The 25,494-nt window shown below is 72.2% G+C and carries 27 protein-coding genes and 1 pseudogene; 12 read left to right on the top strand and 16 right to left on the bottom strand.

Annotated features, from left to right (window positions below):
* Positions 1–37 precede the first annotated feature (37 nt).
* Positions 38–2,998, bottom strand: a complete 2,961-nt coding sequence (locus P696_RS0119135) for an AfsR/SARP family transcriptional regulator (RefSeq protein ID WP_034485735.1) — start codon at positions 2,996–2,998, stop codon at positions 38–40.
* Positions 2,999–3,099: 101 nt separating this feature from the next.
* Here P696_RS0119135 and P696_RS59080 point away from each other — a divergent pair.
* The 4 genes and pseudogenes from P696_RS59080 to P696_RS0119120 form a co-directional block, all read left to right on the top strand.
* Positions 3,100–3,552: pseudogene (locus tag P696_RS59080) on the top strand (NAD(P)-binding domain-containing protein); the annotation flags it as partial.
* Positions 3,550–3,981 carry an imine reductase family protein gene (locus P696_RS59075; RefSeq protein WP_342669027.1) on the top strand — a complete coding sequence of 144 codons (432 nt, stop codon included), beginning with the start codon at positions 3,550–3,552 and terminating at the stop codon, positions 3,979–3,981. The pseudogene P696_RS59080 and the gene P696_RS59075, both read left to right, overlap by 3 nt.
* Before the next feature lie 235 nt (positions 3,982–4,216).
* Positions 4,217–5,143: an aromatic prenyltransferase gene (locus P696_RS0119125; RefSeq protein WP_157429804.1), complete on the top strand. Its 927-nt coding sequence runs from the start codon at positions 4,217–4,219 to the stop codon at positions 5,141–5,143.
* 28 nt (positions 5,144–5,171) lie between these two features.
* A complete protein-coding gene (locus P696_RS0119120) occupies positions 5,172–5,945 on the top strand; it encodes an SDR family NAD(P)-dependent oxidoreductase (RefSeq protein ID WP_026413573.1) in 774 nt (257 codons plus the stop codon).
* Between the two features lie 117 nt (positions 5,946–6,062).
* Here P696_RS0119120 and P696_RS0119115 read toward each other — a convergent pair whose 3' ends face one another.
* The 3 genes from P696_RS0119115 to P696_RS46690 are packed head-to-tail and all read right to left on the bottom strand — an operon-like array spanning position 6,063 to position 8,827.
* Positions 6,063–6,962 (bottom strand): hypothetical protein, encoded by a 900-nt coding sequence (locus tag P696_RS0119115; RefSeq protein WP_026413572.1) that lies wholly within the window; start codon positions 6,960–6,962, stop codon positions 6,063–6,065.
* Positions 6,959–7,291 carry a PadR family transcriptional regulator gene (locus P696_RS0119110; RefSeq protein WP_026413571.1) on the bottom strand — a complete coding sequence of 111 codons (333 nt, stop codon included), beginning with the start codon at positions 7,289–7,291 and terminating at the stop codon, positions 6,959–6,961. The genes P696_RS0119115 and P696_RS0119110 overlap by 4 nt, the downstream gene beginning before the upstream one ends.
* A gap of 45 nt (positions 7,292–7,336) precedes the next feature.
* Positions 7,337–8,827 (bottom strand): sensor histidine kinase, encoded by a 1,491-nt coding sequence (locus P696_RS46690; protein ID WP_064744063.1) that lies wholly within the window; start codon positions 8,825–8,827, stop codon positions 7,337–7,339.
* 210 nt (positions 8,828–9,037) lie between these two features.
* On the opposite strand from P696_RS46690, the gene P696_RS46685 reads away from it, so the two are divergent.
* The gene (locus tag P696_RS46685) at positions 9,038–10,066 is read left to right on the top strand and encodes a hypothetical protein (protein WP_051467878.1); all 1,029 of its coding nucleotides are present in this window, start codon (positions 9,038–9,040) and stop codon (positions 10,064–10,066) included.
* 4 nt (positions 10,067–10,070) lie between these two features.
* On the opposite strand, the gene P696_RS46680 is transcribed toward P696_RS46685, so the two are convergent.
* The 3 genes from P696_RS46680 to P696_RS0119085 form a co-directional block, all read right to left on the bottom strand.
* Positions 10,071–10,472: a YidH family protein gene (locus tag P696_RS46680; RefSeq protein WP_051467877.1), complete on the bottom strand. Its 402-nt coding sequence runs from the start codon at positions 10,470–10,472 to the stop codon at positions 10,071–10,073.
* Between the two features lie 88 nt (positions 10,473–10,560).
* Positions 10,561–11,268, bottom strand: coding sequence for a hypothetical protein (locus tag P696_RS0119090; protein ID WP_026413570.1), 708 nt, complete (start codon positions 11,266–11,268; stop codon positions 10,561–10,563).
* Positions 11,269–11,423: 155 nt separating this feature from the next.
* On the bottom strand, positions 11,424–11,933 hold the full coding sequence (locus P696_RS0119085) for a DUF2231 domain-containing protein (RefSeq protein WP_034485729.1): 510 nt from the start codon (positions 11,931–11,933) through the stop codon (positions 11,424–11,426).
* 162 nt (positions 11,934–12,095) lie between these two features.
* Between P696_RS0119085 and P696_RS0119080 the strand changes: the two genes are divergently transcribed.
* Both P696_RS0119080 and P696_RS46675 read left to right on the top strand, forming a co-directional pair.
* The gene (locus P696_RS0119080; protein WP_026413568.1) at positions 12,096–12,521 is read left to right on the top strand and encodes a hypothetical protein; all 426 of its coding nucleotides are present in this window, start codon (positions 12,096–12,098) and stop codon (positions 12,519–12,521) included.
* A 178-nt stretch (positions 12,522–12,699) separates the two neighbouring features.
* Positions 12,700–13,260, top strand: a complete 561-nt coding sequence (locus tag P696_RS46675) for a DUF4142 domain-containing protein (RefSeq protein ID WP_051467876.1) — start codon at positions 12,700–12,702, stop codon at positions 13,258–13,260.
* 15 nt (positions 13,261–13,275) lie between these two features.
* Here P696_RS46675 and P696_RS0119070 read toward each other — a convergent pair whose 3' ends face one another.
* Complete coding sequence (locus P696_RS0119070; RefSeq protein ID WP_157429803.1) at positions 13,276–13,515, bottom strand: hypothetical protein; 240 nt, start codon at positions 13,513–13,515, stop codon at positions 13,276–13,278.
* Positions 13,516–13,790: 275 nt separating this feature from the next.
* Here P696_RS0119070 and P696_RS46670 point away from each other — a divergent pair, with 275 nt between their 5' ends.
* Positions 13,791–15,242, top strand: a complete 1,452-nt coding sequence (locus P696_RS46670; protein ID WP_034485726.1) for a sialidase family protein — start codon at positions 13,791–13,793, stop codon at positions 15,240–15,242.
* Positions 15,243–15,400: 158 nt separating this feature from the next.
* Here the strand turns inward: P696_RS46670 and P696_RS0119060 are convergent, their stop codons facing one another.
* Entirely contained in the window at positions 15,401–16,567 is a 1,167-nt protein-coding gene (locus tag P696_RS0119060) for an MFS transporter (protein ID WP_051467875.1), read from the bottom strand.
* An 82-nt stretch (positions 16,568–16,649) separates the two neighbouring features.
* Complete coding sequence (locus tag P696_RS46665) at positions 16,650–18,161, bottom strand: hypothetical protein (protein WP_084337778.1); 1,512 nt, start codon at positions 18,159–18,161, stop codon at positions 16,650–16,652.
* Between the two features lie 386 nt (positions 18,162–18,547).
* Here P696_RS46665 and P696_RS46660 point away from each other — a divergent pair, with 386 nt between their 5' ends.
* Positions 18,548–19,132: a hypothetical protein gene (locus P696_RS46660; RefSeq protein WP_211245798.1), complete on the top strand. Its 585-nt coding sequence runs from the start codon at positions 18,548–18,550 to the stop codon at positions 19,130–19,132.
* Positions 19,133–19,211: 79 nt separating this feature from the next.
* Here the strand turns inward: P696_RS46660 and P696_RS0119045 are convergent, their stop codons facing one another.
* Entirely contained in the window at positions 19,212–19,538 is a 327-nt protein-coding gene (locus P696_RS0119045) for a hypothetical protein (RefSeq protein WP_026413565.1), read from the bottom strand.
* Between the two features lie 196 nt (positions 19,539–19,734).
* Here P696_RS0119045 and P696_RS0119040 point away from each other — a divergent pair, with 196 nt between their 5' ends.
* On the top strand, positions 19,735–21,285 hold the full coding sequence (locus P696_RS0119040) for a tyrosine-type recombinase/integrase (protein WP_170026512.1): 1,551 nt from the start codon (positions 19,735–19,737) through the stop codon (positions 21,283–21,285).
* On the opposite strand, the gene P696_RS59360 is transcribed toward P696_RS0119040, so the two are convergent.
* Both P696_RS59360 and P696_RS0119030 read right to left on the bottom strand, forming a co-directional pair.
* On the bottom strand, positions 21,234–21,467 hold the full coding sequence (locus tag P696_RS59360; RefSeq protein WP_425394158.1) for a helix-turn-helix domain-containing protein: 234 nt from the start codon (positions 21,465–21,467) through the stop codon (positions 21,234–21,236). The genes P696_RS0119040 and P696_RS59360 overlap by 52 nt on opposite strands.
* A gap of 322 nt (positions 21,468–21,789) precedes the next feature.
* Positions 21,790–22,092 carry an endonuclease domain-containing protein gene (locus P696_RS0119030; protein ID WP_211245797.1) on the bottom strand — a complete coding sequence of 101 codons (303 nt, stop codon included), beginning with the start codon at positions 22,090–22,092 and terminating at the stop codon, positions 21,790–21,792.
* 388 nt (positions 22,093–22,480) lie between these two features.
* On the opposite strand from P696_RS0119030, the gene P696_RS0119025 reads away from it, so the two are divergent.
* The gene (locus tag P696_RS0119025) at positions 22,481–23,026 is read left to right on the top strand and encodes a hypothetical protein (RefSeq protein WP_157429802.1); all 546 of its coding nucleotides are present in this window, start codon (positions 22,481–22,483) and stop codon (positions 23,024–23,026) included.
* A 50-nt stretch (positions 23,027–23,076) separates the two neighbouring features.
* Here the strand turns inward: P696_RS0119025 and P696_RS0119020 are convergent, their stop codons facing one another.
* The 3 genes from P696_RS0119020 to P696_RS0119005 form a co-directional block, all read right to left on the bottom strand.
* Entirely contained in the window at positions 23,077–23,268 is a 192-nt protein-coding gene (locus tag P696_RS0119020; RefSeq protein ID WP_026413561.1) for a hypothetical protein, read from the bottom strand.
* Between the two features lie 146 nt (positions 23,269–23,414).
* Positions 23,415–24,274 (bottom strand): IS5 family transposase gene (locus P696_RS46650; RefSeq protein WP_425394157.1). Its coding sequence is split into 2 segments (ribosomal slippage): positions 23,415–23,779 and positions 23,779–24,274, totalling 861 coding nucleotides; the frame shifts between segments, so codons are not numbered across the junction.
* Between the two features lie 431 nt (positions 24,275–24,705).
* Positions 24,706–25,008: a hypothetical protein gene (locus tag P696_RS0119005; RefSeq protein WP_026413560.1), complete on the bottom strand. Its 303-nt coding sequence runs from the start codon at positions 25,006–25,008 to the stop codon at positions 24,706–24,708.
* Between the two features lie 71 nt (positions 25,009–25,079).
* Here P696_RS0119005 and P696_RS52645 point away from each other — a divergent pair, with 71 nt between their 5' ends.
* Positions 25,080–25,358: a hypothetical protein gene (locus P696_RS52645; protein WP_157429800.1), complete on the top strand. Its 279-nt coding sequence runs from the start codon at positions 25,080–25,082 to the stop codon at positions 25,356–25,358.
* Positions 25,359–25,494: the final 136 nt, after the last annotated feature.

The following is a 25,494-nucleotide window of genomic DNA, read 5'->3' as shown; positions in this document are numbered from 1 at the left end:
GCGGTTCACCGGCCGCGCGCCGGGCTGACCCGGGGGTTCAGCGGCCGCGTGAGGTGCCGAGGCGGGCGGTGACGCGGTCGACGTCGAAGCGTTCGGCGGGCGGGAGGGGAGCGCCCACGGACGTCCGGATCGCGTCGGCCTCGGCGAGCAGCCGGGCCGCCTCGGCCGTGTCGCCCGCCAGGGAGCGCGCCCCGGCGAGGCCCTCCAGCGCGAGGGCGACGGCGCGCGGGTCGCCGGTCTCGCGGGCGGACTCCAGGGCCGTGGCGTGCAGGTCCGCGGCGGACGCGGCGTCGCCGCGCTGCTCGGCGACGAAACCGAGCTGGGTGTGGATGAACGCGATGCCCGCCGTCCCGCCGATGCCGCGCAGCCACGGCAGGCGGCTCCGCAGGTGCCCTTCGGCGGCGTCCAGGTCGCCGCGCCGCCGGGCGACCAGGGCGAGGCCGATCGCGGCGAACTCCTCGGCCGACCGCGACGACCGGTCGCGGGCGAGGGCGAGGGCGCGTTCATGCAGGTCATGGGCCTCGTCGAGGTCGCCCTCCAGCAGCGCGATCCGGCCGAGGCCCGACAGCGCGAACGACACCTCCGCCCACATGCCGAGGCGTTCGGCGCGGCGCATCACCTCGCGCCGCAGGTGGGCGGCCCGTCCGTAGTCGGCGACGATCTCGGCGTGCCGGGCGGCGGCGTCGGCGGCCTCGAGCTCGCCCCACGCGTCGCCCAGGTCCCCGAAGAGCCGGAGGCTGCGTTCGGCGTCCCGCCGCATGGCGGACAGGTCGCCGCCGACCATGAGCAGTTTCGCGCGGGTGCTCAGGACGGCGGCCTCGCCCCAGCGGTCACCCTCGTCCTCGAACATTCCGAGCGCGCGCTCTAGGCGAGCGTGGTTGGCGGGCAGGTCCCCATAGGGCCAGTGGACGAACGTGAGGAACCACAGCGACCAGGCATCCGCGTCCGGGCCGAGGGCCTCCTTCCGAAGGGATTCGGACTCGTCGCCCTCTCCCGACAGCATCGTCAGGCCGTTCAGCCATACGCGCGTGCGACGCAGGACGTGCGCGGGCGCGTCCTGGGTGAGGGCAAGGGTCAGGTAGCGGCGGGCCTCGTTGAGTCGTCCGCGTAGGAACCAGTACCAGCCGAGCGCGTTCGCCAGGACCGGGTCAGCCCGGTACTCCAGCGCGGCGCGGAAGTTGGCGCCCTCGCGATCGAGCCGCTGAAGCCAGCGTTCCTGATCCGGTCCGCGCAAATGTGGGACGGCCCGTTCGGCGAGTGCCGTGTAGTAGCGGGCGTGCCGCGCGCGCACGAGCTCTTCCTCGCCCGCTTCCCGGAGGCGTTCCCGGCAGTAGTCGGAGACCGATTCCAGAAGCCGGTACCGGCGGTCCTCGGTGAAGACGACGAGCGAGCGGTCGACCAGCCGCGTGAGGACGTCGATGTCCGGATCGCCGCACACCTCCTCGGCCGCCTGGAGCGTGCAGCCGTCCCCGTGGACGGCCAGCCTGCGCAGCGCGACCCGCTCCGGATCGCTCAGCAGTTCCCAGCTCCAGTCGATGACGGCGCGCAGCGTCTGCTGCCGCGCGGGCCCGCCGCGCCGCGTGAGCAGCCGGAACCGGTCGTCCAGCCGCTCGGCCAGGTCGTCCACGCCGAGGGCCCGGACGCGCGTCGCGGCGAGTTCCAGCGCCAGCGGCAGGCCGTCCAGGCGGCGGCAGACGGCCGCGACGGCCGCCGCGTTCTCGCCGGTCAGCGCGAACCCCGGCGCCGCGGCGGCGGCGCGCGCCGCGAACAGCCGCTCGGCGTTCCCCGGCTCCAGCGGCGGGACGGCCCGCACCCGCTCGCCCGCGATCCCCAGGGGCTCCCGCGACGTCGCGAGGACGGTCAGCCCGGGCGCCGCCGCCAGCAGCCGTCCGACCAGGTCCGCGACGGCGTCCACGACGTGCTCGCAGTTGTCGAGGACGAGCAGCGCCCGGTGCGGGCGCAGCACCGCCGCGAGCCGGTCGACCGGCGAGGACGCGTCGGTCTCGTCCCTGTGCCCGAGCACCCCGGCGACCAGGTCGGCCAGCTCGGCGGCGTCGCGCGGACGGCCTCCCGCCAGCTCCACCAGCCACGTCCCGTCGGGGTGCTCCCGCGTCGAACGGGCCGCGACCTCCAGCGCCAGCCGCGTCTTGCCGACCCCGCCCGGCCCGGTGAGCGTGACCAGCCGCTCTCCGCGCAGCGCCGCCCGCGCCTGCGCGACGTCCCGCTCCCGCCCGATCAGGTCGCCGACGACGGCGGGCAGGTTGGACGTCGGGCACGCGGGTTTCAGCTCGTCCGCCTGCCGCAGGATCGACCGGTGCAGCGCGGCCAGCTCGGGGCTCGGATCGACGCCCAGCTCGTCCGCGAGGAGCCGACGCAGCGCCTCGTAGTCGGCCAGCGCCTCGGCCTGCCGTCCGGCGCGGTACAGGCCGAGGATGTGCGCCGCGCGCAGCCGCTCCCTCAGCGGATGCTCCGCGACGAGCCCGCCGAGGGCCGGAAGCTCACCGATCTCCAGTCGCGCCTCTGCCTGCTCCTCGATCGCGCTGAGCCGGGCCTCCTCCAAAGCCGTCCCACCGGCGATGTCGAAATCGGCGAACGCCGCTCCGCGCCATAGGGCCAGCGCCTCGTCGAACAGCTTCACTCGTGCGCGTACGTCGGTCTCTCCTCGTGCGCGCGCGACCAGCCCGGTGAACTCGATCGCGTCCGTGGCGCTTGCGGCCAGGGCGTATCCGGGTGGTTGCGAGCGGACGAGCGCGCGCCCGCCCGGCTCGGCGTCCTCCAACACCTTGCGCAGTTGGGACACGCGCGCCTGCAACGTCCCCGAGGGATTACGCGGCGGACGGTCTCCCCACAGCTCCTCAACCAGACGGTCGGACGAGACGACGTCGCCCTCAGCGGCCAGCAGAACCGCGAGCAGCAACCGCACCTTGGCCTCGGGCACCCGGACGGCCTCGCCACCGTCCGTCCACACCGCGAGCGGCCCGAGAACCCCGAAACGCATGAACCCCACCCTACGGACGAATCCGTAGTGCGCCCGAAGGGATTCCGTAGCGCCCCACCCGAAGCTGAGGCCATCGAGCAGAACCAAGGGAAACAAGGAGAAACACCATGTCGGTGACTGTCATCGGACTCGGCTCCATGGGCACGCGCATGGCCGAGGTCTTCATGGAGAAGGGCCACGAGGTCACGGTCTGGAACCGCACGGCGAGCAAGGCGGAACCCCTCGCCGCCAAGGGCGCGACCGTCGCGGCGAGCGCCGCCGAGGCCCTCGCCGCCAGTGAGCTCGTCGTCCTCAGCCAGACCCACTACCAGGCGATGTACGCCTCGCTGAAGGGCGCCGAGCACGCGCTGGAGGGACGCGTCCTGGTCAACCTCAGCTCCGGCAGCCCGGACGAGGTGCGCGAGGCCGCGAAGTGGGCCGAGTCCCACGGCGCGCGGCTGCTGGCCGGGGGCATCATGACCCCGGTCCCCGGCATCGGGACGCCCGCCGCCGAGACCTACGTCGCGGGCCCCGAGGCCGCCCTCGAACGGCACCGCGCGACCCTCGCCGCGATCACCGACACCTCCTACGTCGGCGCGGACCCCGGCCTCGCGGCGCTGTACTACCTCGCCGGGTTCTACCTGTTCGCCGCGATCATGCAGGCGTTCATGCAGGCCACGGCGCTGGTCGCGAGCGCGGGCGTGACACCCCGCGACTACGCCGAGGTCGCCGCGCCGATCGTCCGCAGCATCGGCGAGGACGGCCCGATGGGCTTCGTGAAGATCTGCGCCGAGCACATGACGAACGGCACCCACCCGGGCGTCGCCGACACCGTCCTCATGGAGGCGATCAGCGTCGGCCACGTCATCGAGGCCACCCGCGCGGCCGGTGTCGACGCGACCGCCCCGGAGGCGCTCAAGGCCCTCTTCGACCGCGCCCTCGCCGAGGGCCACAGCGACGAGGGCCTGAGCGCCCTCTACGAGGTCATCCGCCCCACCGCCTGACGCGCCACCGCCTGACGCGCCACCGCCTGACGCGCCACCGCCTGACGCGCCGCCGCCTGGTGCGCCGCCGCCTGGTGCGGCGCATGCCGATCACCCTGGTCCCACACCGGCCCCGGCCGTGTGGGACCAGGGTGATTCCGGCCTCGCGGGTGTCCAACCTGGCGTCGCCGACGATGTACACACGCGAGGCGGTTTGCGAAACTCGGAGCTCACGCACCAGCCGATCGGAGTGTTCGTGGCCGCTTCTCACCGGTTCTCTCCCGAACAGTTCCTCCTCGACGCGAAGATGACGGCGGACGCCATCGGCGCACCCTTTTCCGAAACGGCGACCCGGGCCGTTCTCGACGCCTATCCGGAAGGATTCCGGGACGGCGCGGTCCTCTTCCGCACCACCGACGTTCCCGGCGCCCCGCTCAACTACCGCTTCTACGAACGGCGTCCCACCGACTCGATCGGCACGGCCGTCCGCGCCGGACTCCTCGACGCGGACCACCCGCTGATCAGCCTGATCTCGTCCTGGAGCTCCCTGTACGGCGACGCGTCCACCGAACTGGTCGACTTCGACGCCGGACGCGGAATCGCGAAGACGTGGGTCTTCCTCGGAGGGAAACGTCCCGTCGGGGAAGTGCTCCACGCGCCCGGTGTCCCGGAGGCCCTCCTGAGGGACGAGGAGCGTTTTCGCGCGCTGGGCCTGACGTCCGTCCGGCATGTGGCGGTCGACTACCTGTCGAACACCGCGAACCTGTACTTCAGAACGTCCAAGAGAATCACCCCGGACGTGGCCGAGGGCCTCATTTCCCTCGCGGACGGGAATTCGCCCACCCCGGAACTCCTCGCGGACATGATGGAGTTCACCCCGCGCGACGGGCACACGTTCAACGTCACGGTCCGCCCGTCCGACGGGGAGGTCCAGCGCGTCGGCGTCTACGCGCTCAACCTGCCCGAGGACCACCGTCCCGCCCTCGGCGACCGCCTGACCGCGTTCTTCCGCGTCTCCCCGTCCCGCGACGACGAGGAGATGAGCGCCGTGGCCTGGTCGTTCGGCCGCGGCGGGCGCGACTACGTCAAGGGCGAGCACGGCTACAGCGGCCGGGTGGTCGAACTCATGCGGTCCTGGGACAGCCCGCTGACCGCAAGCCCCGGACCCGCTATACCTGGATGAACCACCCGCCGCGCGGCACACTCGGACCATGATCAACACGACTCCGGGCCTGCTGACCGGCAAGGTCGCCTTCATCACCGGCGCGGGACGCGGCATCGGCGCCGCCTCGGCACGCCTGTTCGCCCGCGAGGGCGCCCACGTCATGCTCGCCGCGCGCACGGAAGCCCAGCTCGAGGAGGTGACCGAGACGATCCGCGCGGACGGCGGCGTCGCCGAGCACGTCGTCTGCGACATGGCCGACCCGGACGGCGTCCGCGCGGCCGTCGACCGCGCCGTCGAGGTGTTCGGACGGCTCGACGTCGCCTTCAACAACGCCGCGACGACCACCCCGGCCGCGTCCTTCGAGGACACGACCGGCGCCGACTTCGACGCCCTCTACACCGTCAACCTCAAGGGCCAGTGGCACGCCATGAACGCCGAGGTCGCGGCCATCCGCGCGACCGCCGGACGCGGCGCGATCGTCAACAACTCCAGCGTCGGGAGCCTGCGCGGCAACCCCGTCCTCCCGGCCTACGGCGCGCTGAAGCGCGCGCTCAACAGCCTCACCGAGACGGCCGCCGTCACCTACGGCCCCGAGGGCATCCGCGTCAACGCCATCGCGCCCGGCACGACCCTCACCGACCTCGTCACCGACTGGGACGAGCGGTCCCCGGGGGTCATCGAGGGCCTCAACGCCCGCACCCCGCTGGGCCGCGCCGCCGACCCCGGCGAGATCGCCGAGGCCGCCGCCTGGCTGCTCAGCGACCGCGCCTCCTACATCACCGGCGTCATCCTCCCCGTCGACGGCGGCCGCGCCGCCTGACCCCGCGACCCTTGCGCCCGCCGTCCGTCTGGAGTCCGGCCAGTTGTGTCCGTCCGGGGCTGGCCCGCCGTATCCGGAGCCAGGGCCCCCGTGTGGCTCCGGAGTCCGGGCTTCGGGTCAGGTGGCCGGGCGGGAGCGGGGGCGGGAGCGCACTCCCAGGGCCAGGACCAGGACGAGCGCGAGCGCGAGCTCCGCCGTCCGGGGCGAGGGGACCGCCACCAGGTGCCCGAGGTCCAGCAGCGGCGCGACGAGCAGCGCGCCGAAGCGCCGTCCGGACGCGGTGCGCAGGCCGTTCAGCAGCAGGACGCCCAGCATGATCACCCACGCGTACTCGTAGTACGGCGTCTCACCCGAGATCAGGTGCAGGTCCAGGGGGTACTGGAGCCCGGCCAGCCCCTGGGCCGCGAACGTCAGGGCCGCGACCGTGACCATGGGGACGGTGACGCGCCGTCCGAGCACCTGCGCGCCGCGCCGGGGACCGTCGGAGAACGCGAGCCCGGCCAGCGCCACGACCGGCACCACCAGGCTGAGCGCGATCGTCCCGTACATGGACACGGTGAGCGGCGTGTGGCCGGTGAACATGTAGGCGCAGAGCGCCAGGAGGGCCACCATCGCGAACCGCCGTCCGTGGAGCCCGCCCCACCAGGCGGCGGCCGTGATGACGGCCCCGGACGCCCAGACGGGCACCCACCCCGCGAAGCCCGACCAGTACCCGGGACTCGTCGCGAGCTCGCCGGTGAGGGCCCTGACGGTCGAGTCGGCGAACCACACCGTCGAGATCGTCATCAGCAGCGGCGCCACCAGGCTCGCCACGGCCAGCGCGTCCCGCCACTCGGGGGTCGCGTAGGGCGCGCCGAGCCCGCCCAGCCGCGTCCTCAGGCCGCCGAGGACCAGGGTGAGGGACTCCCGCGGGCCGCCGCCGCACTCGGCGAGGACGTCCAGCATCTCCTCGCCGTACTCGGCGCGGTGCCGCTGCGGGTAGGCGTGCAGCAGCCGCCGGTTCCACCTCTCGCTCACGCCGGGCCTCCCGCCGTGCCGAGCCGGAGCGCGGCGGTCTCGGCGCGGTGCCGCATGCGCCGGACCTCGGCCGCGAGCGCGTCCGCGCCCGCGGCGGTGATCCGGTAGTAGCGCCGCATCCGGGTGTCCACGACCTCCTCGCGGTCCACCTCGATCAACCCCTCTCCGCGCAGCCGGTCCAGGGCCGTGTACAGCGTTCCGGTGCGCAGCCGCACCCGGCCCCCCGAGATCTCCGCGGCATCCGTGATGATCCCGTAGCCGTGCTGTGGCCCGGCGGCCAGCGCGGTCAGGATCAGGAACGTCGGTTCCTGCATCGCCCGTTCATTCATGTGATCAACATATGTCGATGATCTACCTATGCACAACCCGGCCCGTCAGGACGACTCGGTGCCGGACGACTGCGAGCCAGGCGACTCCGAGCCGGACGACTGCGAGCCGGGCGGCTCCGTGCCGGGCGACTCGGTGCCGGGCGGCGGGGCGAGGGGGAGGCGCATGACGAGGCGCGCGCCGCGCGGGCTGTCGGCCGCGTGGAGGTCGCCGCCGTGGATGCGGGCGATCTCGCGCGCGATGGGGAGGCCGAGGCCGGTGCCCGCCGGGTCGCGGCGCTGGGACTCGGCGAGCCGGGCGAACCGCTCGAAGACGCGTTCGCGCGCGTCCTCCGGGATGCCCGACCCGTCGTCGCGGACCTCCAGGACGGCGTCGTCGCCGTCCCGCATCACGACGACCTCGATGCCCGTCTCGGCGTGCCGTTCGGCGTTGTTGAGCAGGTTGCCGAGGACGCGGCTCAGCCGGACGGGCGCGCCCATCACCTCCACGCCGTCCTCGAGCCGGGTGGTGATCGGCACCCGCCACGGCCGGACGCCGATCTCCCGCCGGGTCAGCGCGGCGAGGTCGACCCGGTGCCGGGCGGCGGGGGAGCGGGCGTCCAGCCGGGACAGTTCCAGCAGGTCGTTGACGATGTCGTTCAGCCGCCCGGCGTCGCGCAGCGCGCCCCGGACCATCGGCTTCCAGTCGTAGTCGTCCGGCTCGTCCAGCGCGACCTCCAGCCGGGTGTGCAGCCCGGCGATCGGGTTGCGCAGGTCGTGGGACGCCTCGGAGACGAACCGCCGCTCCCGGTTGGTGGCCCGCTCCAGCCGCTCCAGCGCGTCGTTGACCGTGATCGCCAGATCCTGGAGCTCTCCGCCGGTCCGCGGCACCGCCACCCGCCGGCCGAGCTTCCGCAGCCCCGCGCTGGTGATCTCGGCGAGCTGCCGCCGGATCTCCTCGACCGGACGGAACGCGTCCCCGATCGTCCGCCACGTCCACCACGACATGAGCAGCAGCAGCGCCAGCGCCACCGTGCCCGCCTCGAGGAACAGCCGCGGCTTGGTCAGCGACTCGGGCACGGCGTCGGCGACGTACACGACCGCGGTGCGCGGGAACCGCTGCCCGCCGACCCGCAGCCCGACCAGCTGGACGCAGGACGGCAGGAAGTGCCGGCACGCGGTCTTGCCGATCAGCAGGTCCGTCATCCGGGGCGGGGCCGGGTTCAGCGGCGGCTCACCCTCCAGGTCGGGCGACGCGGCGAGGATCCGCGCGCCCGGCTCGACGATCTGGATCAGGGGCGCCTCGCCCGGCTCCGGGATCACCGCCGCCAGGCCGTGGCCCGTGGTGATGTCGTACACGACGCGCTGCAGCGTGGCCGACGCGTGCTGCCGCGCCGAGGACCGTCCCGCGTACGCGAGCAGCTCCACCGTCAGGAAGGTGGACAGCGCCAGCACCGACCCCGTCGTCACGACCGTGATCACCGTGGCGCGCCCGCGCACCGAGACGAACGCGCGGAGGAACCACCGCAGCAGCGGGCTCTCGTCGGGGTCCTTGCCCACGCGTCCTCCGCACGGTGGCCGGGCGTTCCAGCGAACGACCACGGGCGAAGGCCAGAACGGTGACCGCCTCTGTCTAGCCGAACGGGAGGCGGCGGTTCGAGCCGTCCGTGGGCCATATTGCGGAACCATTGGGACGGGTTGACCGGACTCCACCGGCCGCGCGGACGGCTCGGTCGCGGTGGCGCTCCCGCGCGGTGAGCGTCCTATAGCGTGACGCGGACGGAGGCCGGGCGCCCGTCGTTCCGTCCGGCCGGGGGAGACATGGTGAGCGGTCAGCCGAATGAACTGATTTCCCGGGACGCCGAGCGCTTCGGCTCGTTCGCCGCCGCCGGAGGCTGGACGTTCGGGCTCCTGGTCGCGAGAAGCGTCACCAAGGACGACCCCGCCGGGGCGGTCGCCGAGGGGAAGGTCTCGGCGAAGGCGTTCGCCGAGCACGCCGGATGCGCCGTCGGACGCGTCGACCGCCACTGGAAGGCATGGCAGGCCGCGGCAGCGGACGGCCTCGTCCCGGACGCCGCGACCCTCGCTCCGGGAGCCGAGGTCGACCTCCCCGAGGCGGACGTCTGGCCCGGCTACTACGCCGCGCCCGGATCGTCCGGCGACAAGGGGCAGCGCGTCGTCGCCGAGGCCGAGGCGATCGGCGCGAGCCACAAGAAGGCCCTGGAGATCACGGGCCACCGTCCCGCGATGCGGGCCGCGATCCTCGGCGACCGTCTCACCGCCGAGGCCGCGCGGGAGGCGCTGCTCTCCCGTCCGGAGGAACGCGACGCGACCCTGGCCAGGGTCCTCGCCGACCCGGACGCGCGGAGGGCCGCGAAGGCCGGGCAGCGCCGCGCCGACCACCTCGAGTACGTCTCCCGCGTCCTGGACGAGGGGACGGCGAAGACCCCCGGCGGGCAGGTCGTGTCGCTCGCGCTGTCGCCCGCCGAGCTCTCCGACGAACGCCTCGCCCGCGTCCGCTCGGACGAACCGGACGAACCCGGCGGGGACGCCGTCGAGGACGCCTACGAGTTCGTGCGGGAGCTCGTCGACCGCGCCGTCCGGTCCGATCCGGACGCCTTCGTCCGCGAGCAGCGCGCGAAGTTCACCAGGACGCTGACCGCCACGTCCAGGAACATCCTGGCCATCGACCCCGACGACCTGGTCGCCGTCGCGGACGAGACCCTCCTGGAACGGCTCGTCGAGCTCCAGGCCCGGGTGAACGACCTCGCCGCGACCCTCCGGGCGGTCGGCGTCTGACCTGCTAGGAGCACACCAGCAGGACGGCCAGCGCCAGTCCGACGGCCACCATCAGCACCATGAGCACGAACGGCAGGACGTGCCGGGGGAGCGCCGTCCCGGTCCGGATGGCCCGCTCGGCGGTGCGCCAGTGCAGGAAGGCGAGCGGCGTCAGGACGATCCCGGACACGAAGACCAGCAGGACGATCGCCGTCCGCAGCCATTCGAGCCCGGACCGGACGGACAGCTGGCCCAACGCGACACCGCCGACCAGGAACGCCAGGCACGTGCGCGTCCAGGCCAGGTAGGTGCGCTCGTTGGCGAGCAGATACCTGGCATCCGGCTGCGCGTCCCCCGCGGCCTCCGGCCCAGCGCCCGGCTCGGCGCTTGGCCCGGCGTCCGGCTCGGCGTCCGGCTTCTGCTCCACCGCCCCGGCATTCCCGCCCCGCCGCCGGACGACGCGCCGACCGGCGAAGCCTTGGCCCACGCTTGAGCCGGGGCTGCCGAATCCGGACCTATCCTGCCTCTCCGCAGTAGAGCTCCTCGGTGAAGGCCGTCCAGTCCGGATCGGACAGGCTCAGCTGCGCCGCCGCCTCCGCGAGCCGCGCCGAGGCCATGTCCACCAGCCACGAGGCGTTCCGCAGGACGGCCGCCGCGCCGTCCGGATCGTCCCGGACCCCGGCCGGTGACAGGTCCAGCCCGCGCAACCCGGTGACCGCCGTGGTGAGCAGGTGGGCGACCAGGTCGTACGCCTGGCCCGCCGCCGTCGTCCGGGCGAGGGCCGCGAACCGGGGACGCGCCGCGTCGGCCGTCTGCGGCGCGAGCAGCACCGACAGGCGAGGCCACTCGGCGGCCATGTGCCCGGCCAGCCACTCCGCCAGCCGCCGGTACCGCCCCGCCGCCTCGTCGAACCGTCCGACCATCGCCGCCAGCTCGGCGGGCTCCGCCGGGCCCTCCATGAACAGCACGCCGGTCGTCGCCACCACCGCCGGTCCGTTCAGGTCGGGGCAGCCGACCGCGCCGTACGCCGGGTCAGGCGTCCCGGTCCCGCCGCCGTCCAGGGTCGTCCAGTGGTCGGCCAGCACTTTGAGCACGTTCGAGTCCCGCCGCCACGCGGTCGCGTCGTCCAGCTTCAGCATCGAGTGGTACCGCTCGTGCTCCCGGTGCGCCCGCGCCACCGCGACGAACCCCCGGGCCTCGTCCGCCGAAACCCTGTCACCCACAACGCCTCCGTCCCGTCCCGCACCCGCCCTGATCATCTCCCCTGGACCCCTCGCAAGATCACTCACCCCACCCGGAACGCCGCCCGGCCAAAGGCGGAGGACGGCGGAGGACGGTGGGCAGGACGGCGGAGGTCGGTCGGCAGGGCGGCGCGGGGTCAGCGCCCGGGCTTCTCCTGGCCGACGTCGTGCCAGACGGCCTTGGCCCCGCTGTGGCCGATGCGGACGACCTGGACGCCCGTCGCGACCGACGCGCCGACGGCGGCCACGGCGGCGGCCACGGTGACCACCGTGGTCCACCGGGCCGCCCCCGCTCCGCCGCTCCCGGCGTCCGTCCCGCGTCGCGAGTACCAGGCGACCGCCACGATGACGGCCAGCGCCAGCCAGACCCCGGCGACGAGCGGGAGCAGCCCGTCGGCGAGTTCGGCGTGCCGTTCCACGAGCGCCGTGTGCGGGACGCGCTTCTCCAGCCCCTCACCGCTGGACGTGGCCATCGGGACGGACACGACCCCGGCCGTGGCGAGGCCCAGCGCCCAGGGCGCGGCGACCCTCCGCGCTCGCGGCCAGACCGCCACCACGAGAGCGGCCAGCGCGACCAGCGGAACGAGGAACACGACGAGATGGACGATCAGGGGGTGGACGGGGAGTCCCCAGACGGTGGCGGGCATCAGAATCCTCACAAATCGGTGACGCCCAGCAGTGAACCCCCGCCAGCCGCCCTCGCGCCCCCCTCCAAGGGACATTCAGAGGATCTTCATAGGGCCCGCTCGCCGTCGGCGATTCCCTCCAGGGAATCGCGTGATCGCGGCCCGGCCCGGGACACTGCTTGCATGAGCAACCGACGTGATGTGGCCGAGCGATTCACCGCCCTGTGGAACGAGCCCGACGCGGCGCGCCGGAGCGCGGCGATCCGCGAACTGTGGGCCGACGACGGGGTCCAGGTCCTGGTGGACCCGCCCGTGGAGATCCGGGACGCGGCCCGCGGCCTGGCGTTCCCCGTCCCGACGCTGGACGTCCGGGGCCACGAGGCCCTGGACGCCCGCGTCTCCCGCGCCTACGAGATGTTCGTGGCGCCGGGGGAGCACGTCTTCGAGGCGACCGCCGAGCCGGTCGTCCTCATGCCGGACGTGCTCGCCGTCCGGTGGTCGATGGTGTCGAAGGAGACGGGCGAGCCCGCCGGGAGCGGCCTGGACGTCCTGACCCTGGACGCCGACGGCCGGATCCGCACCGACCACCAGTTCATCGGGGGGAGCTGAGCCCGGCCCGAATCCGGATCGCCTGGAAACGGCGGCATCCCTTGCGGGGCCGCCCGTCCGCGAGGACGGGCGGCCGGACGGCTCCCCTCCGACTCGCCTGGGCGTGTTTAAAACCGGTGTTTCGGTCGGACTACAAAGGAGGGGGGTAGGGCGGTGCGGCGAGTGGGGAGATCGGATCATGTCCATCACTCGGTGGCCGGCGGTCGTGGCCGCCGCCGCGGCGGTCGTGGTGACGGGAGCGGCCTGCGGGGCGTACCACCACGAGAAGAAGGCCCCGCCGGCCACGTCCTCGGCGAACCCCTCGCCCGCTGATCTGACCGGGCAGGACAAGAACTGGCTCGCGCAGACCCACCAGGGCAACCTCGCCGAGATCGAGGCGGCCCAGCTCGCGCAGGACAAGAGCGGCAGCCGGCAGATCCAGCTGGAGGCGGGCACGCTCTCGACCGACCACACCCGGCAGGACCAGACGGTCGTCAGCACGGCCGAGCGGTTCCACGTCGGCCTGCCGACCAGCCCCTCGGCCGAGCAGGCCGCGGAGCAGCAGCGGCTCGGCGGCCTCACCGGATCGGCCTTCGACAACGAGTTCATCGCCGGTCAGATCACCGCTCACGAAGAGGCCCTCGCGGCGACGCGCTACGAGGTCGCCCACGGCTCGGACCCGACGGTCGTCGGAGCCGCCCGCCAGGCGCTCCCCGTCCTGCAGAAGCACCTGGCCATGCTGAAGCAGAGCCAGCACTAGTCGACAGGGGGACGCCTACGAGGAGCCTCCGCGCCGCGCGCCCCGCGAGGCGCGGCGGCGCAGGCCGACCAGCACGAACACCACCTTCACCGCGAGCAGCCCGGCGACGACGTCGACCGTCCTGCCCGTCCAGCCCGACCCCTCGGCGACCGCGCCCGCCGGCCCCAGATGGACGCCGACGAGCGCCACCGCCGCGAGGCCGAGGACGACCACCGAGGCCCTGCCACCCAGCAGGCCTCGAACTCCCGCATGCAACGAGCCCCCGAGCGCGCCCCCACCACCCCGCACCCCGTCCGCCTGAGCCCCCCGACCGCCTGAGTCCCGGCGGCCCGAGCGCCCTGTCCTCTGCCGCCCCAGGCCGTCCCGGCCGTCCGCCGTGCCTGCGGTTCCCGGTGGATGTGGTCCGTCGCCAGCGTCGCCCTCTTTCACGCGGGACGCAACGGACCGCAACCGGACAGTCGCTCCCCATTGACGACTCTTGCGTACTTGATGGAGCTTTGGCCTGCTTCGTCCTGTTACGGGAGACTCTCATGCCCCTGCGCCTCACCCCGCGCCGTCTGATCCCCCTCTCGGCCACCGCGCTCGCGGGCGCCGCCGCGCTCCTGCTGGGCGGCGGACCGGCCCTCGCCAACGTGGCCCTCACCCAGGTCAGCAGCGATCCGTTCACCAACACCACCAGCCAGCACCGCACCCAGGTCGAGCCCGACACCTTCGCCTACGGCACCACGATCGTGTCGGCGTTCCAGACCGGCCGCTTCTTCGACGGCGGATCGTCCGACATCTGCTTCTCCACCTCGTCCGACAGCGGCGCGACGTGGACGAACGGCTGCCTGCCCGGCGTCACCAAGTTCCAGGGAGGCGGCCCCTACGACCGGGTCAGCGACGCGGCCGTCGCCTACGACGCCCGGCACGGCGTGTGGATGATCTCCGGGCTGGCGCTCACCGACACCAGCGGGGTCGTCGGCAAGGCCGTCGTCACCAGCCGCTCCACCGACGGCGGGCACACCTGGGCCAACCCGGTCGTCACCGCCAACGCCACGGGCTCGGCGAACCTGGACAAGAACTGGATCGTCTGCGACAACACCGCGTCCAGCCCGAACTACGGACGCTGCTACACCGAGTACGACGACAACGGCGCGGGCAACCGCATCCACATGTCCACCTCGTCCGACGGCGGCCTGACCTGGACGGACAAGTCCACCAACTCCACGGGCCTCGGCGGTCAGCCGGTCGTGCGGCCGAACGGGACCGTCCTTGTGCCCTACGAGAGCAACACCGGCCAGATCCGCTCCTTCCGCTCCACCAACGGCGGGAGCACGTGGGGTTCCTCGGTGCTGGTCTCCAGCGTCCAGTCGCACACCGTGGCCGGGAACCTGCGCACCAGCCCGCTCCCGTCCGCCGAGATCGACGCCGCCGGGACCGCCTACGTCGTCTGGCAGGACTGCCGCTTCCAGTCCGGCTGCACGGGCAACGACATCGTGATGAGCAAGTCCACGAGCGAGACGACCTGGGGCTCGGTCACGCGGGTGACCAGCGACGGAGGTGACCACTTCATCCCCGGCGTCGGCGTGGACGCGACGACGTCCGGCGCGTCCGCCGACCTCGCGGTGACCTACTACCGCTACCCGTCGTCGAGCTGCACGGCCTCCACGTGCCAGCTGACCGTCGGCTACACCTCCTCGGTGAACGGCGGCTCGTCGTGGAGCGCGCCGACCCAGCTCGCCGGGCCGATGTCGCTGTCGTCGATCGCGAACACCAGCCAGGGCGTCATGGTCGGCGACTACATCTCCACCTCCGTCCTGGGCGGACGAGCCTGGCCGGTCATCGCCGTCGCGAACCCGAAGAGCGGCACCACCTTCGACGAGGCCATGTACGTCCCGACCGGCGGCCTCGCCATCACCGGCGGCGCGCGCGGCGCCGCCGCCACCCCGGCGGTCACCAGCGGCCACCAGCCGCCCGCCTCCGCCGGTACGAAGCGCTGACTGATCACGGCCAGAAGGGAGGCGCGGTCGCGCGCCTCCCTTCTCACCTGCCGACCGCGATCGCTCTCACCCGTCGACCGCGACCGCTCTCACCTGCCGACCGCGACCGCTCTCACCCGTCGACCGCGACCGCTCTCACCTGCCGACCGCGATCGCTCTCACCTGTCGACCGCGATCGCCGACGGGACGGCCAGCAGGACGACGACCAGCGCCAGCGCGAGATATCCCCAGCCGAGCGTGAGCGCCGCCGCCACCGCGGCGACCAGCAGCGGGCCGCCCGCGTCGCCGAGTTCGCGTCCGAGTTCGGCCGTTCCCATCGTCCGCCCGAGGTGTTCGGGCGGCGTCGAGGCGGCCAGCGCCGTGAACGCCAGTGGCGTGATGAGACCCGTCCCGACTCCGATCAGGACGGCGGCGGGCAGCAGCGGGACGGCCCCGGGCAGCGCCGCGACCGCCAGCCCCGCGCCGGTGACGCCGAGCCCGGCGGACAGCCCGGCCCGGACGGTGATCCGGCCCGCGTCCAGGGATCGTCCCGCCCAGGGCTGGACGAACGCGGCGGACGCGGCCGGCGCCGAGATCATCGCCCCCGTGACCACGGGCGTGAGCCCGCTGGACGCGCCCGACAACGGAAGGAATCCGACGCCCGCCGACAGCGCCGCCGTCGCCGCGGCGAGCGCCGCCACCGGCCTGAGGAACGCGCCGTTCGCCAGCCCCCGGACCAGGTCGACCACGGTCTGCCGCGCCCGGGGCAGCGGCGGGACGGACGGCACCGCCGCCGCGGCCCAGACCGTCACGCCGACGGCGAGCGCGGCCAGCACGCCGAACAGCAGCGTCAGCCCGCCCGCCCAGACCAGCGCGCCGCCGAGCAGCGGCCCGGCGGTGTACCCGATGCTCTTGAAGAACCCGTAGGACCCGAACGCCCGGCCGTGCCCGCCTCGCGGGTTCAGCCGCGCGACCAGCGCGGACGCGGCGGGCGAGAACGCCGAGGCCGCCGCCCCCTGACCCAGCCGGGCCACCCACAGCAGCCCGGGGTCGCGCGCCCACACGAACAGCGCCGAGGCCGCCGCGAACGCGACCAGCCCGCCCAGCAGCACCGGCCGCGCTCCGATCCGGTCCGACAACGTCCCGAAGACCGGCTTGAGCACCACCTCGGCGCCGTCGTACAGCGCCAGCAGCAACCCCAGGTACAGGACGGACCCCTGCAGATCCGGATCGCCCTGCCCCAGATTGGCCGCGATGCCGTGCGCGCCGAACGCGGTGGTGAACCCGGCCGCGTACAGCGGCCACGTCCGCCGCGCCGTCCCGCGCGATGCGAGCTGATCGTCCATGCCGCGTAGTCTCCACCCGCCCGGCGAACGACGACGGTCACCACGGGGCAACGCGTCCGGACGTCGGCCTGACGGGACGCGCTCACGCCCGCGGGGCGGGCATGCGCGGCTGCGGCGAGACGTACGCGCTGAAGCCACGGAGACCGTAGCGGCCCGAGAGCAGGTGCCTTGACCAGGCGCGGGCGTAGGAGGGCGGGGTGCCGCCCGGCCCGACGAGCACCGCGACCGGCTGCCGCCGCGACAGCGCGACCAGGCCCCGGACGGTGATGGACGTGTTGGGCCCGGCCGTCTGCGCCCACGCGCAGCGCGCCTGGTACGAGACCGGGGCGGCCTGGTCTCCGGTGATGGTGCACGGAGCCCGGACGCCGAGCGCGTTCAGATCGGCGGCGAGCCGGACGTACTCGCCGTGAGAGCGCTGCGAACCCGTGGTCATCCGCGCCAGCACCGCCTGCTGGACGCCCAGGTGCGCCACGAGTCCGACGGCGGCCAGCCCCACCAGCCACGGACGCAGCCGCGCCGGAGCCTGGGTCCCCAGCCACCACAGGCCCATCGCCACGGGGACGGCCAGCAGCGCGTAGACGGGCAGCAGGAACCGGGGCGCGGCATAGTCGATCATGAACAGGTAGGGCACCGAGACCGCCGCCGCGCACAGCGTCGGCATCAGCGCCCGCGACAGCCGTCCGGACGCGCGCGCGGCCACCAGCCCGCCGAGGACGGCGAACGGCAGCACCGCCCACCACATCGCGGCCGGACGATGGCGCCAGGGCCGGTGGCAGGGGCGGCACAGCTGCGGCCCGTTCAGCGCGCGCAGCTCGTCGTCCAGCGCGAAGTGCAGGCCCATCCCGCCCTCGACCCGGCTGGACACGTGCAGCCGTTCGGGAACGCCGCCGAACCGGACGTAGGCCTCGACCACCCACTCGGCCGCCCCGGCCGCCAGCCCGGCGACCATGACGGCCACCAGGACCGGCCGCCGCCACGACCGCACCACGAGCGCCGCGACCAGCAGCGGGAACGCCAGCCAGGCGGCGTCCCCCGGACGCATCAACGCGGTGAACCCGAGACTCAGCGCGAGCCCGGCCAGCGCCCGCCGGTCACCGGTGTCGCCCGCGGCGCGCAGGAAGCAGCCGACCGCGGCGAGCGCGCCGAAGGCGACCCACAGGTTCGGCATGGCCTGCGAACCGCTGATCAGCGTGATCCACAACCCGGCGAACAGCACCCCGACGAGGGCCAGCGCGCCGGGCGGCAGCAGCCGCCGCCAGATCCACAGCGTCCCGGCCAGCGCGAGGCTGGAGAGCACCGCCATGTAGATCCGCAGCGCCTCCGTGGACAGGGTGACCTGGGCGACCGGCGCCACCAGGAGCGTGATGCCCCGGGCGCGCGGCGCGCTGAAGTACCCGGCGGGCACGTGCGGGCTGAACTGGCTGACGTACAGCGACTCGTCCCAGCCGAGCGGGATCCCCGGCGACACCAGCAGCAGCTGCGCCAGCAGGAACACGACCCCGGCGCACACCACCACCAGCCGCGCGCGCCGCCGGGCATCGGTCACCCCACCGGACGCCACCGCCGGCCCCACGAGCCGAGAACGCAGTTCCATCGGACACGCCTCACGATCACGACGGACGAGGCGGGCCCCCGTCCGCCCTGAATTGTGTAAGGCCAAGGCCCCCGGACCCCGCCCCCGCCATGACGGGTTCGGTAGCGGCTCGGCAAAGAAATCCCACGCACGGCAAGGGCGAACGCCTCTCGCGGGCATCGTCCGGGCGGCGACTCTTCCGGGACGTCGTCTACGCCGCAGGACGTAGCCCGGGAGTCGCTCGCCGGACGACGCGTCCCGGCCGTCCGATCCGGGACGCTGACGGTCAGGCGCTCACGCCGCCGACGCACCGCGTGCGGCCCGCCCGCCCGCCCGAGGCGAGCCGGGCCGCGCCTTCCCCCGACCGGCGAGGACCCCCTGAGCGGGTCGGCGCCAAGGAGATGATCTTGATGACACCGTCCCAGGGCACGATCGAGGGCACGCGGCGCGGGACCGGCGGTGGCGGGCCGCCGGTCCCGCGGTGGCGGATCTCCCGCGGGGTGCGGCGCGCCACGCTCGTCCTCCACCTGGTGTCGGCCGGGGCGTGGATCGGCATCGACGTGATCGTCGCCGTGCTGGTGCTGACGGGCTGGTTCGCCGACGACGTGGACCTGCGCAGCCTGGCCTACCGGGCCCTGGCCGCGTTCGTGGTCTGGCCGATGCTCGTCTGCGCGCTGGTCTGCCTGGTCACGGGCGTGGTACTCGGCCTGGGCACCAAGTGGGGCCTGGTGCGCTACTGGTGGGTGGCCGTCAAGCTGGTGCTCAACCTGGTGCTGTGCACGCTCATCGTCGTCCTGCTCCAGCCCGGCATGCACGACGTCGCCGCGTACGGCGAGCAGCTCCTGACGGGGAACCCGTCCCGCGCCCGGGTGCAGAAGATGTTCTTCCCGCCCGCGGTGTCACTGTCCGCCCTGACCCTCGCCACCTGCCTGGCGGTCTACAAACCCTGGGGCAGACTCCGCCGCCGCCCCACACGGGACCGCCAGGCGTAAGCGCCTCGCGAAGCGGCCGTACGGGAGGGCGCGTCCGGCGGCTGCCCCCGCGGGCCGCCGGACGCACGCGGAAGGCGGGTCAGGAGACCTTCGGGGTGGCGCGGTCGATCAGCGGGGTGAGGTCGAGCCCCGCCGGGAGGGTGCCGAACGCGTTGCCCCAGTCTCCGGAGAGCCGGGTGGCGCAGAAGGCGTCGGCGACCGCCGGGTGCCCGTGGCGGACGAGAAGCGAACCCTGGAGGATCAGGGCGAGCTGCTCGGCGATGCGGCGGGCGCGCAGTTCGACGGTGCCGAGGTCGGCGAGGGCGTCCTTGGCGCGGCGGACGGCGTCGTCGAGACGGGCGTCCGCCCCGGCCGCGAGGCCGACCTCGGTGAAGAACGCCTCGACGGTCTCGGGCTCCTTCGCCATCGCGCGCAGGATGTCCAGCGCGGCGACGTTCCCTGAGCCCTCCCATCTGGTCTACGAGTGCGAAACGCGCCTACCATGTCAATGAATCCGCTGCTCAGAGGATTTTGATCTTGGAGTAGTGGAGTTCGGTGGAGGGCCGTGGGGAGCCGTCTGCTAGCCGATTTGCTAGCCAGACGATCGCATGAGGGATCAGGCGATGAAGCGACCCTATGTCGCCAAAAAGACCAGCAGGCAGACCGGCCAGACCCGCTACACGGGCATGTACTACGACGCGACGGGAACTCCGCGGTCTGCCGGAACCTACGACGCGGAGGCCGAGGCCCTCGCGGCCGCTCAGAGAGAGCAGAAGCGCAAGCCGGACGCCCTCGGAGGCCGACTCTCCCCGGCGCAGAAGCACGCGATGACGTTCGACGAATTCTGGCCACTGTTCCGACGGCACCACCGGGTCGAGCCCAACACCATGCAGGAGTATCACTCGACCTGGCGGAACCACATCAGGCCCTTCCTGCGTAGCGCACATGTGTCGGACTTCGACGCCTTCGACGCGATCACTTACTTCACCAACCTGGCTGAAAACGGCCGGAGCGTCACCTCACGCAGGTCTGCTCGAAGGACTCTCTCCGCGATGCTCGGCCTGTCCGTCACGATGGGCTTTCGGGAGGACAACCCGGTCCGCGGGCTCAACGTCGGTAAGCAGGCCGCCAACAAGACCATCAAGGTCATCAACGAGACGGTCTTCTGGGAGCTGTGCAAGCAGCTTCCGCTGGAGACCCAGCGCCTGTTCAGCGAGTACATCTTCTCCACAGGAGTCCGCTACTGCGAAGCCATCTCCCTCGAAGAAGGTGATCTCGACTACGAGACCTGCATGCTGACGGTCTGCCGTTCGACCGTGGAGGTGTCCCGCGAGTTCCACCCGACGGGAGGGCGCTTCTATACCAGGCAGTACACGAAGAACGGCGAACACCGACGCATGAAGATCGGCCGCCCCTTGGCGGAGAAGATCAGGGCACACGTCCAGAAGCACGGCATGAAGAAGGGAGACCTGGTCTTCCCCGTCCGCCTCTTCATGCCAGACACCGCCTGGGTCAACAAGCCGCGCTGCTCCGAGGAGGAGATAGAGCAGGCGCGTAAGTACACGTTCATCTCTCCATTCACCGGCCGTCGAGTCGCTCACGGCAGGTTGAGCACCTACACCAGGCACAAATGCCGCTGCGCCGCTTGCGTGCAGAACTACCGGGACTGGCGCTCGGCCGCACGGGTCCGGGCGATGGCGCGCAAGGGCAAGGTGACACGCCAACGAGTCCGGCGCGACGGAAACGACCACATCGCCCCAAGCGAGTGGAGCAAGATCTGGCTCGCCGCACGCCGAGTGATCGGCATCGACATCACGCCCTACCAACTGAGGCACTCACACGCCTCGCTCCTCCTGGCCAACGGAGTCCCTCTACCAGAGGTCCAAGCACGTCTCGGGCACAACGACCTGACCTCAACGACGCGCTACGTGTGGGCGCTGTCCGAGGAGAGCGACGCCGCCGCCAACGTCATCAACCAAGTCCTCGGATACGCGCCCGTACCAGCGCGCGAACAGGAAACTCTGGCGCGGCTGACAACGCTACTCGAGCGGCTGGAGACGGTCATAGACCCCACGCTCGCCTGGCACCTCACACAAGAGCAGACTGCATCAGGCCAAGACCTTCACGTACTCCGCGACACATTGTCCGCGATGGAGTCCCGGCTGCCGCGGTGACCGGTCCCGGCCTCCTCAAGGAAGGCATTCAGGTCACTGGCCCGGAACCGCAGCTGCCTTCCGAGACGAACCGCCGGAAGCCGGCCCGCCTCAACCTGGTCACAGACCCAACTCTTCTTCACACCCCACATGAGGCAAAGCTGGTCGACGTCGATGAGCCGAAGCTGAGCCAGCTCCGGCATACCGTTGTCCATGATCTCGCCCTCGCACTGCTGGACGACCGTCACTCGATAACGCCACAAGCCCACAACAGCCGCCTCGCGGCGACCCGTCAGTTAACCAGCCGTGGGTGTTCTGATGGACTCCGTCCAGCGGGGCCCGGCGGACAGCCGCGCGGATCCCAGCCCACCAGGGCGCGGCATACGCGCAGACGGTGGCCGCGCGGGCAGTTCGTCGGGCCGCCGAGCGGTACGACCGGCCAGCCGTCTCACTGGGCTGGGGAGGCATCGGGCGGTCACGCTCAGATTTTGCTGGAGCTCCGCGCGCCCAGACCGCACCTGAGCGTTAGGGCCTCACGAGCCTCTTCGCCGGTGAGGCAAGGTGCCGCTGGGTGCTGTTGCGGACCGAGCGGTAGCTCCACTGTCGATCACCGGCGGGCGGCGAGGCGGTGTAGCGGGGGAAGCAGCAGAAGGGTTCGAGGCGGTTGCAGCGTCCGCAGAGCAGGCCGCGGATGATACCTGAGGCATGGTCGTGGTCGATGACGTGGGGCGGGTTGATGCACAACGCGCACATCCCGTGCTGTTCCTCGAACAGCGTCCACCACACGTACCAGGCGGGCGGCGCCTCGTCTGGCCAGGCGCTGGGCATCGGCCCGATGGGGCGGACGGCGCCGCCGGTGCCCGGCCAAGCCCAAGACCGGTTGCAGCGTTGCGCGCCCGGCACCGCCAGCACGTGGACGGCCGACCCGGCCAGGGGCTCAAGTAGTCCCCGGGCGTGGCAGAGCGCGAAACACGCGTGGTCCATCACGTGGAAGCGGCCATCAGGGCCGCGCCCGGCTTTGGTCACGCCTTCGTCGCCAGGCTGTCGGACGGTATGGAGAAAACAGCCGAGCCTGTCTGCGTCGGGGCGCTCACGGTCCGGAGCACGGTGGCCGCTTGCCCAGTACGTCCGTTCCTGTTCAAGCCTCACAGCGAGATCATTCCAGGTTCGGCCTGTCGAGTCGCTGCACGTGTCTGCCACCGGCACGCTGCTGAACATGGCTGATGAGGTGGTGCTCGGGATCGATCCGGGGCGGCGATGGACGGCTGGGGTGGTCCGGCTCGGCGATGAGGCGTTGTACGGGTGGACGGTCGGTCCGGTGGATGAGTCCGGACGGCTCTCACCCGCAGCGGTCGACAACGTCGTCGACATGGCGGCGTTCGGGCGATACCTGATACGCGTCATGGGGGAGATTCAGACGAGCGCGCGGCATGCGCCAGGCGGTCGGATCAAGCTGGCGTGCAAGGTCATCACCCCGCCCGTTGGGCGGATCACACTGGCTGCCTGGCTGATCCCGCGGCAGGTCGTCGCCGGGGTACTGGGCTTTGCCCCGGACACAATGCTGATCCGGCCCGACGGGCACGGGAAGCGGCGTCCGGTAACCGAGCACTACCCGACCGCGCTGTGGCCCGCGTGCGGCCCCCGAAGGAACCGCCCAGCCACCTGGGGGCCGTGTGAAGCGCCGCGCGGCGAGCGTGACCATGAGCGCGCCGCCTATGACATCGCGGGCGTGGCCGCTGGACTCCTCGAACCGAGGTACTGAACAGGGTGTTGTGCATGAGGTTGTCGATAGCGGCTCCCGCGCGATCGATGTCAGTCGGTGGAGTGCTTCTTCGTCACCCTTTTCTCCTCTTCCTTCATGAAGCGGTCGACGTAATCGCGGAGCCTGCTGTTGCCCGGATCGCCAGGGGACGGGCCGCCGATCACATAGACCTCGTACTTAGTGTCCGGTGAGCCGGTGTAGATGAGCCGGGGGCGGTTGTCGCCAGCCCAGAGGATCCGCAACTTGGGGAACTCGGTGACGCCGGTGCCGTGGAGGCGGAACCCCCATCGGGCCGCGTCTTGGACGACTTGCTCGAGCTGCTGCTGGTAAGCGGAGTCGGGCTGTCCGTCGTCCGGTTCGGTGTGGGCTAGAGGGTGTCTGAGAAGGGTCAGGTCGGGGAGCCGGTGAGGCGGTGTAGCAGGATCATGCTCATCGCGAGGTAGATGACGTTTTCCGAGGTGGCGGCCAGGTATTCGTAGTCCTTGGAGAGTCGGTGGTACTTGCCGAGCCAGGCGAAGGTCCGTTCGATCACCCACCGGCGCTGCACCAACGCGAACTGCGGAATCGGCGGTGGTGGTGCTCCGCCTTTGGTCCAGGTGCCGCGTCTGCCGCCGTCACGCCGCACCACGATCTGGATGTCGACCTTGAGATGGTCGCGGGTCCAGTCGTGGAACGCCTGCCCGCGGTAGCCCTGATCGGCCCAGACGCGTCCAAGCCGGGGCAGGTCGGGGCGGGTGCGTGCCAGCAGCACCATGCGCCGTCCCGGTCGCTGACATTGGCGGGGCTGACGCAGGCGCCCAACACGGTGCCGAACGTGTCGGTCAGGACGTGTCGTTTGATCCCAGGTACCTTCTTGGCGCCGTCGTACCCGTGCCGGCCGCCCCGGTCGGTGGCTCGCACGCTCTGGCTGTCCATGATCGCGGCGCTGGGCGTCGCCTCCCGTCCCCGGTAGCGGCGTTCGTGTTCACGCAGGTGGGTCAGCATCCGTTCCCACAGGCCGGCGATCCGCCAGGTCCGCCAGTAGTGGTAGACCGTCTGCCACGGCGGCAGGTCACGCGGGAGCATCCGCCAGGCACATCCGGACCGCACCCAGTAGGCCAGCGCGTTCACGATTTCCCGACGTGGATGCCCGGGTGGGCGACCGCGTGGTTTCGGAGGTGGGATCAAGGGCGCGACCAGCGCCCACTCGTCGTCAGACAGGTCGGTCGGATACCGGTGACGGGGCAACGTCACGCCCTTCACGCTCAGAGCGCGGCACTACCAGCATGCCCGACCTGACCCTTCTCAGACACCCTCTAGACCTGTTGTAGGGACGGCACCACCAATCTCCGTTTGTGAGCTGGAAGGCGTAGTGGTCGTACCCAGCCTGCTGGTTGCCGTTGTTCACCACGTAGTAGGTGCCCCCTGAGAGCCTCCACCAGTGCATGGTGGCGCTTGAGGACCCGATGAGGTCGTCGTTGGCAGGCGACCCCTTGTAGAGGCAGACCGAACCGGAGGGACAATCCATCAGGGCGGGGCCGGCATAGGACGGGGTGGCGGTCAGGGTGAGGCCAGCCACCAGGGTGGCGGCCATTGCGGCGCTCACGGTGGTGCGGGCGGATCGGCGCATCCGGGCTCCTTCGGGTCAGCGTGACTGTTCCGCCACGGTAGGGACCCGGGTTATCGATCGCTTATCCGTCCTATATCGCTGCCGAGCTCGGCAACCGGCGGCGGTAGGCCACCACCAGGGCCAGCTGCGCGCCCACGGCCGCGACGGTGCCCAGCACGAACTTCAGGAGGAAAGGTTCTCCCCGGTGGCCAATGGCCAGGGCGCTGTCGTTGCTGCATAGGTCCGCGAGCGCGTGACGTCCCACAGGACGGTCCTTGGAGTACTCGCCCGGCACCGTGATCATCACCGGCATGGACACCCGCAGGACGTCGCGCTCGTCTTCGTCGGAGAACAGCGGGGCCGCCGCGAACAGGTCCGGGAGCCGGTCCCTCACCTGACCGGGGAACGGTCGTGGTGGTGAAGGTCGTGTAGGCCGGTGCCGGAGCAGCCGGTATCGGATCGGTCATGACGGTGGGCAGGCCCTTTCAGAGGGAGATACGGGCGTCCCCCCGAAACGTGGACACCGGTTTCAGGCAGCGGCCGAAGTTCGTGCGTCACCGGTCAGGTGGCGGACACGAAGTCGATGTGGTGGCCTCCGACCAGACGGTCCCGGACTGGAACGTCCAAGACCGCGACCGGGGCTGGCACACCTCGGGCTGTGGGGTGATGGAACGTGGGTACAGCGGTCAGGAGTTTGACGTCGAGGCCGGTTTCCTCTTTGACCTCGCGGACGACGCTGGGTAGGTATCCCATCGCCTGGTCGGGACCGCCGCGTTCCCCGCCCCGGCCGCCGCACGCGGTTACCGTGACGCCATGACCGCCCTGGACCCGGGCGCGGAGGCCGCCACCGCCAGCGGCACCCGAGCATCGAGCGGATGGC

It is taken from the genome of Actinomadura oligospora ATCC 43269 (assembly GCF_000518265.1).
GTDB lineage: Bacteria > Actinomycetota > Actinomycetes > Streptosporangiales > Streptosporangiaceae > Spirillospora > Spirillospora oligospora.
The sequence above is the reverse complement of the archived record's forward strand: the minus strand, read 5'-3'. Positions and strand labels throughout refer to the sequence as shown.

Coding starts and splice junctions, on each gene's coding strand:
- P696_RS0119135 (WP_034485735.1), bottom strand. CDS start 2,998: ATGCGTTTCGGGGTTCTCGGGCCGCTCGCGGTGTGGACGGACGGTGGC.
- P696_RS0119060 (WP_051467875.1), bottom strand. CDS start 16,567: ATGGACGATCAGCTCGCATCGCGCGGGACGGCGCGGCGGACGTGGCCG.
- P696_RS46665 (WP_084337778.1), bottom strand. CDS start 18,161: ATGGAACTGCGTTCTCGGCTCGTGGGGCCGGCGGTGGCGTCCGGTGGG.
- P696_RS0119080 (WP_026413568.1), top strand. CDS start 12,096: ATGAGCAACCGACGTGATGTGGCCGAGCGATTCACCGCCCTGTGGAAC.
- P696_RS46675 (WP_051467876.1), top strand. CDS start 12,700: ATGTCCATCACTCGGTGGCCGGCGGTCGTGGCCGCCGCCGCGGCGGTC.
- P696_RS0119110 (WP_026413571.1), bottom strand. CDS start 7,291: ATGAATGAACGGGCGATGCAGGAACCGACGTTCCTGATCCTGACCGCG.
- P696_RS52645 (WP_157429800.1), top strand. CDS start 25,080: ATGACGGTGGGCAGGCCCTTTCAGAGGGAGATACGGGCGTCCCCCCGA.
- P696_RS0119120 (WP_026413573.1), top strand. CDS start 5,172: ATGATCAACACGACTCCGGGCCTGCTGACCGGCAAGGTCGCCTTCATC.
- P696_RS0119040 (WP_170026512.1), top strand. CDS start 19,735: ATGAAGCGACCCTATGTCGCCAAAAAGACCAGCAGGCAGACCGGCCAG.
- P696_RS46670 (WP_034485726.1), top strand. CDS start 13,791: ATGCCCCTGCGCCTCACCCCGCGCCGTCTGATCCCCCTCTCGGCCACC.
- P696_RS0119045 (WP_026413565.1), bottom strand. CDS start 19,538: ATGGCGAAGGAGCCCGAGACCGTCGAGGCGTTCTTCACCGAGGTCGGC.
- P696_RS59360 (WP_425394158.1), bottom strand. CDS start 21,467: ATGCCGGAGCTGGCTCAGCTTCGGCTCATCGACGTCGACCAGCTTTGC.
- P696_RS0119085 (WP_034485729.1), bottom strand. CDS start 11,933: ATGCCCGCCACCGTCTGGGGACTCCCCGTCCACCCCCTGATCGTCCAT.
- P696_RS0119030 (WP_211245797.1), bottom strand. CDS start 22,092: ATGCCCAGCGCCTGGCCAGACGAGGCGCCGCCCGCCTGGTACGTGTGG.
- P696_RS0119025 (WP_157429802.1), top strand. CDS start 22,481: ATGGCTGATGAGGTGGTGCTCGGGATCGATCCGGGGCGGCGATGGACG.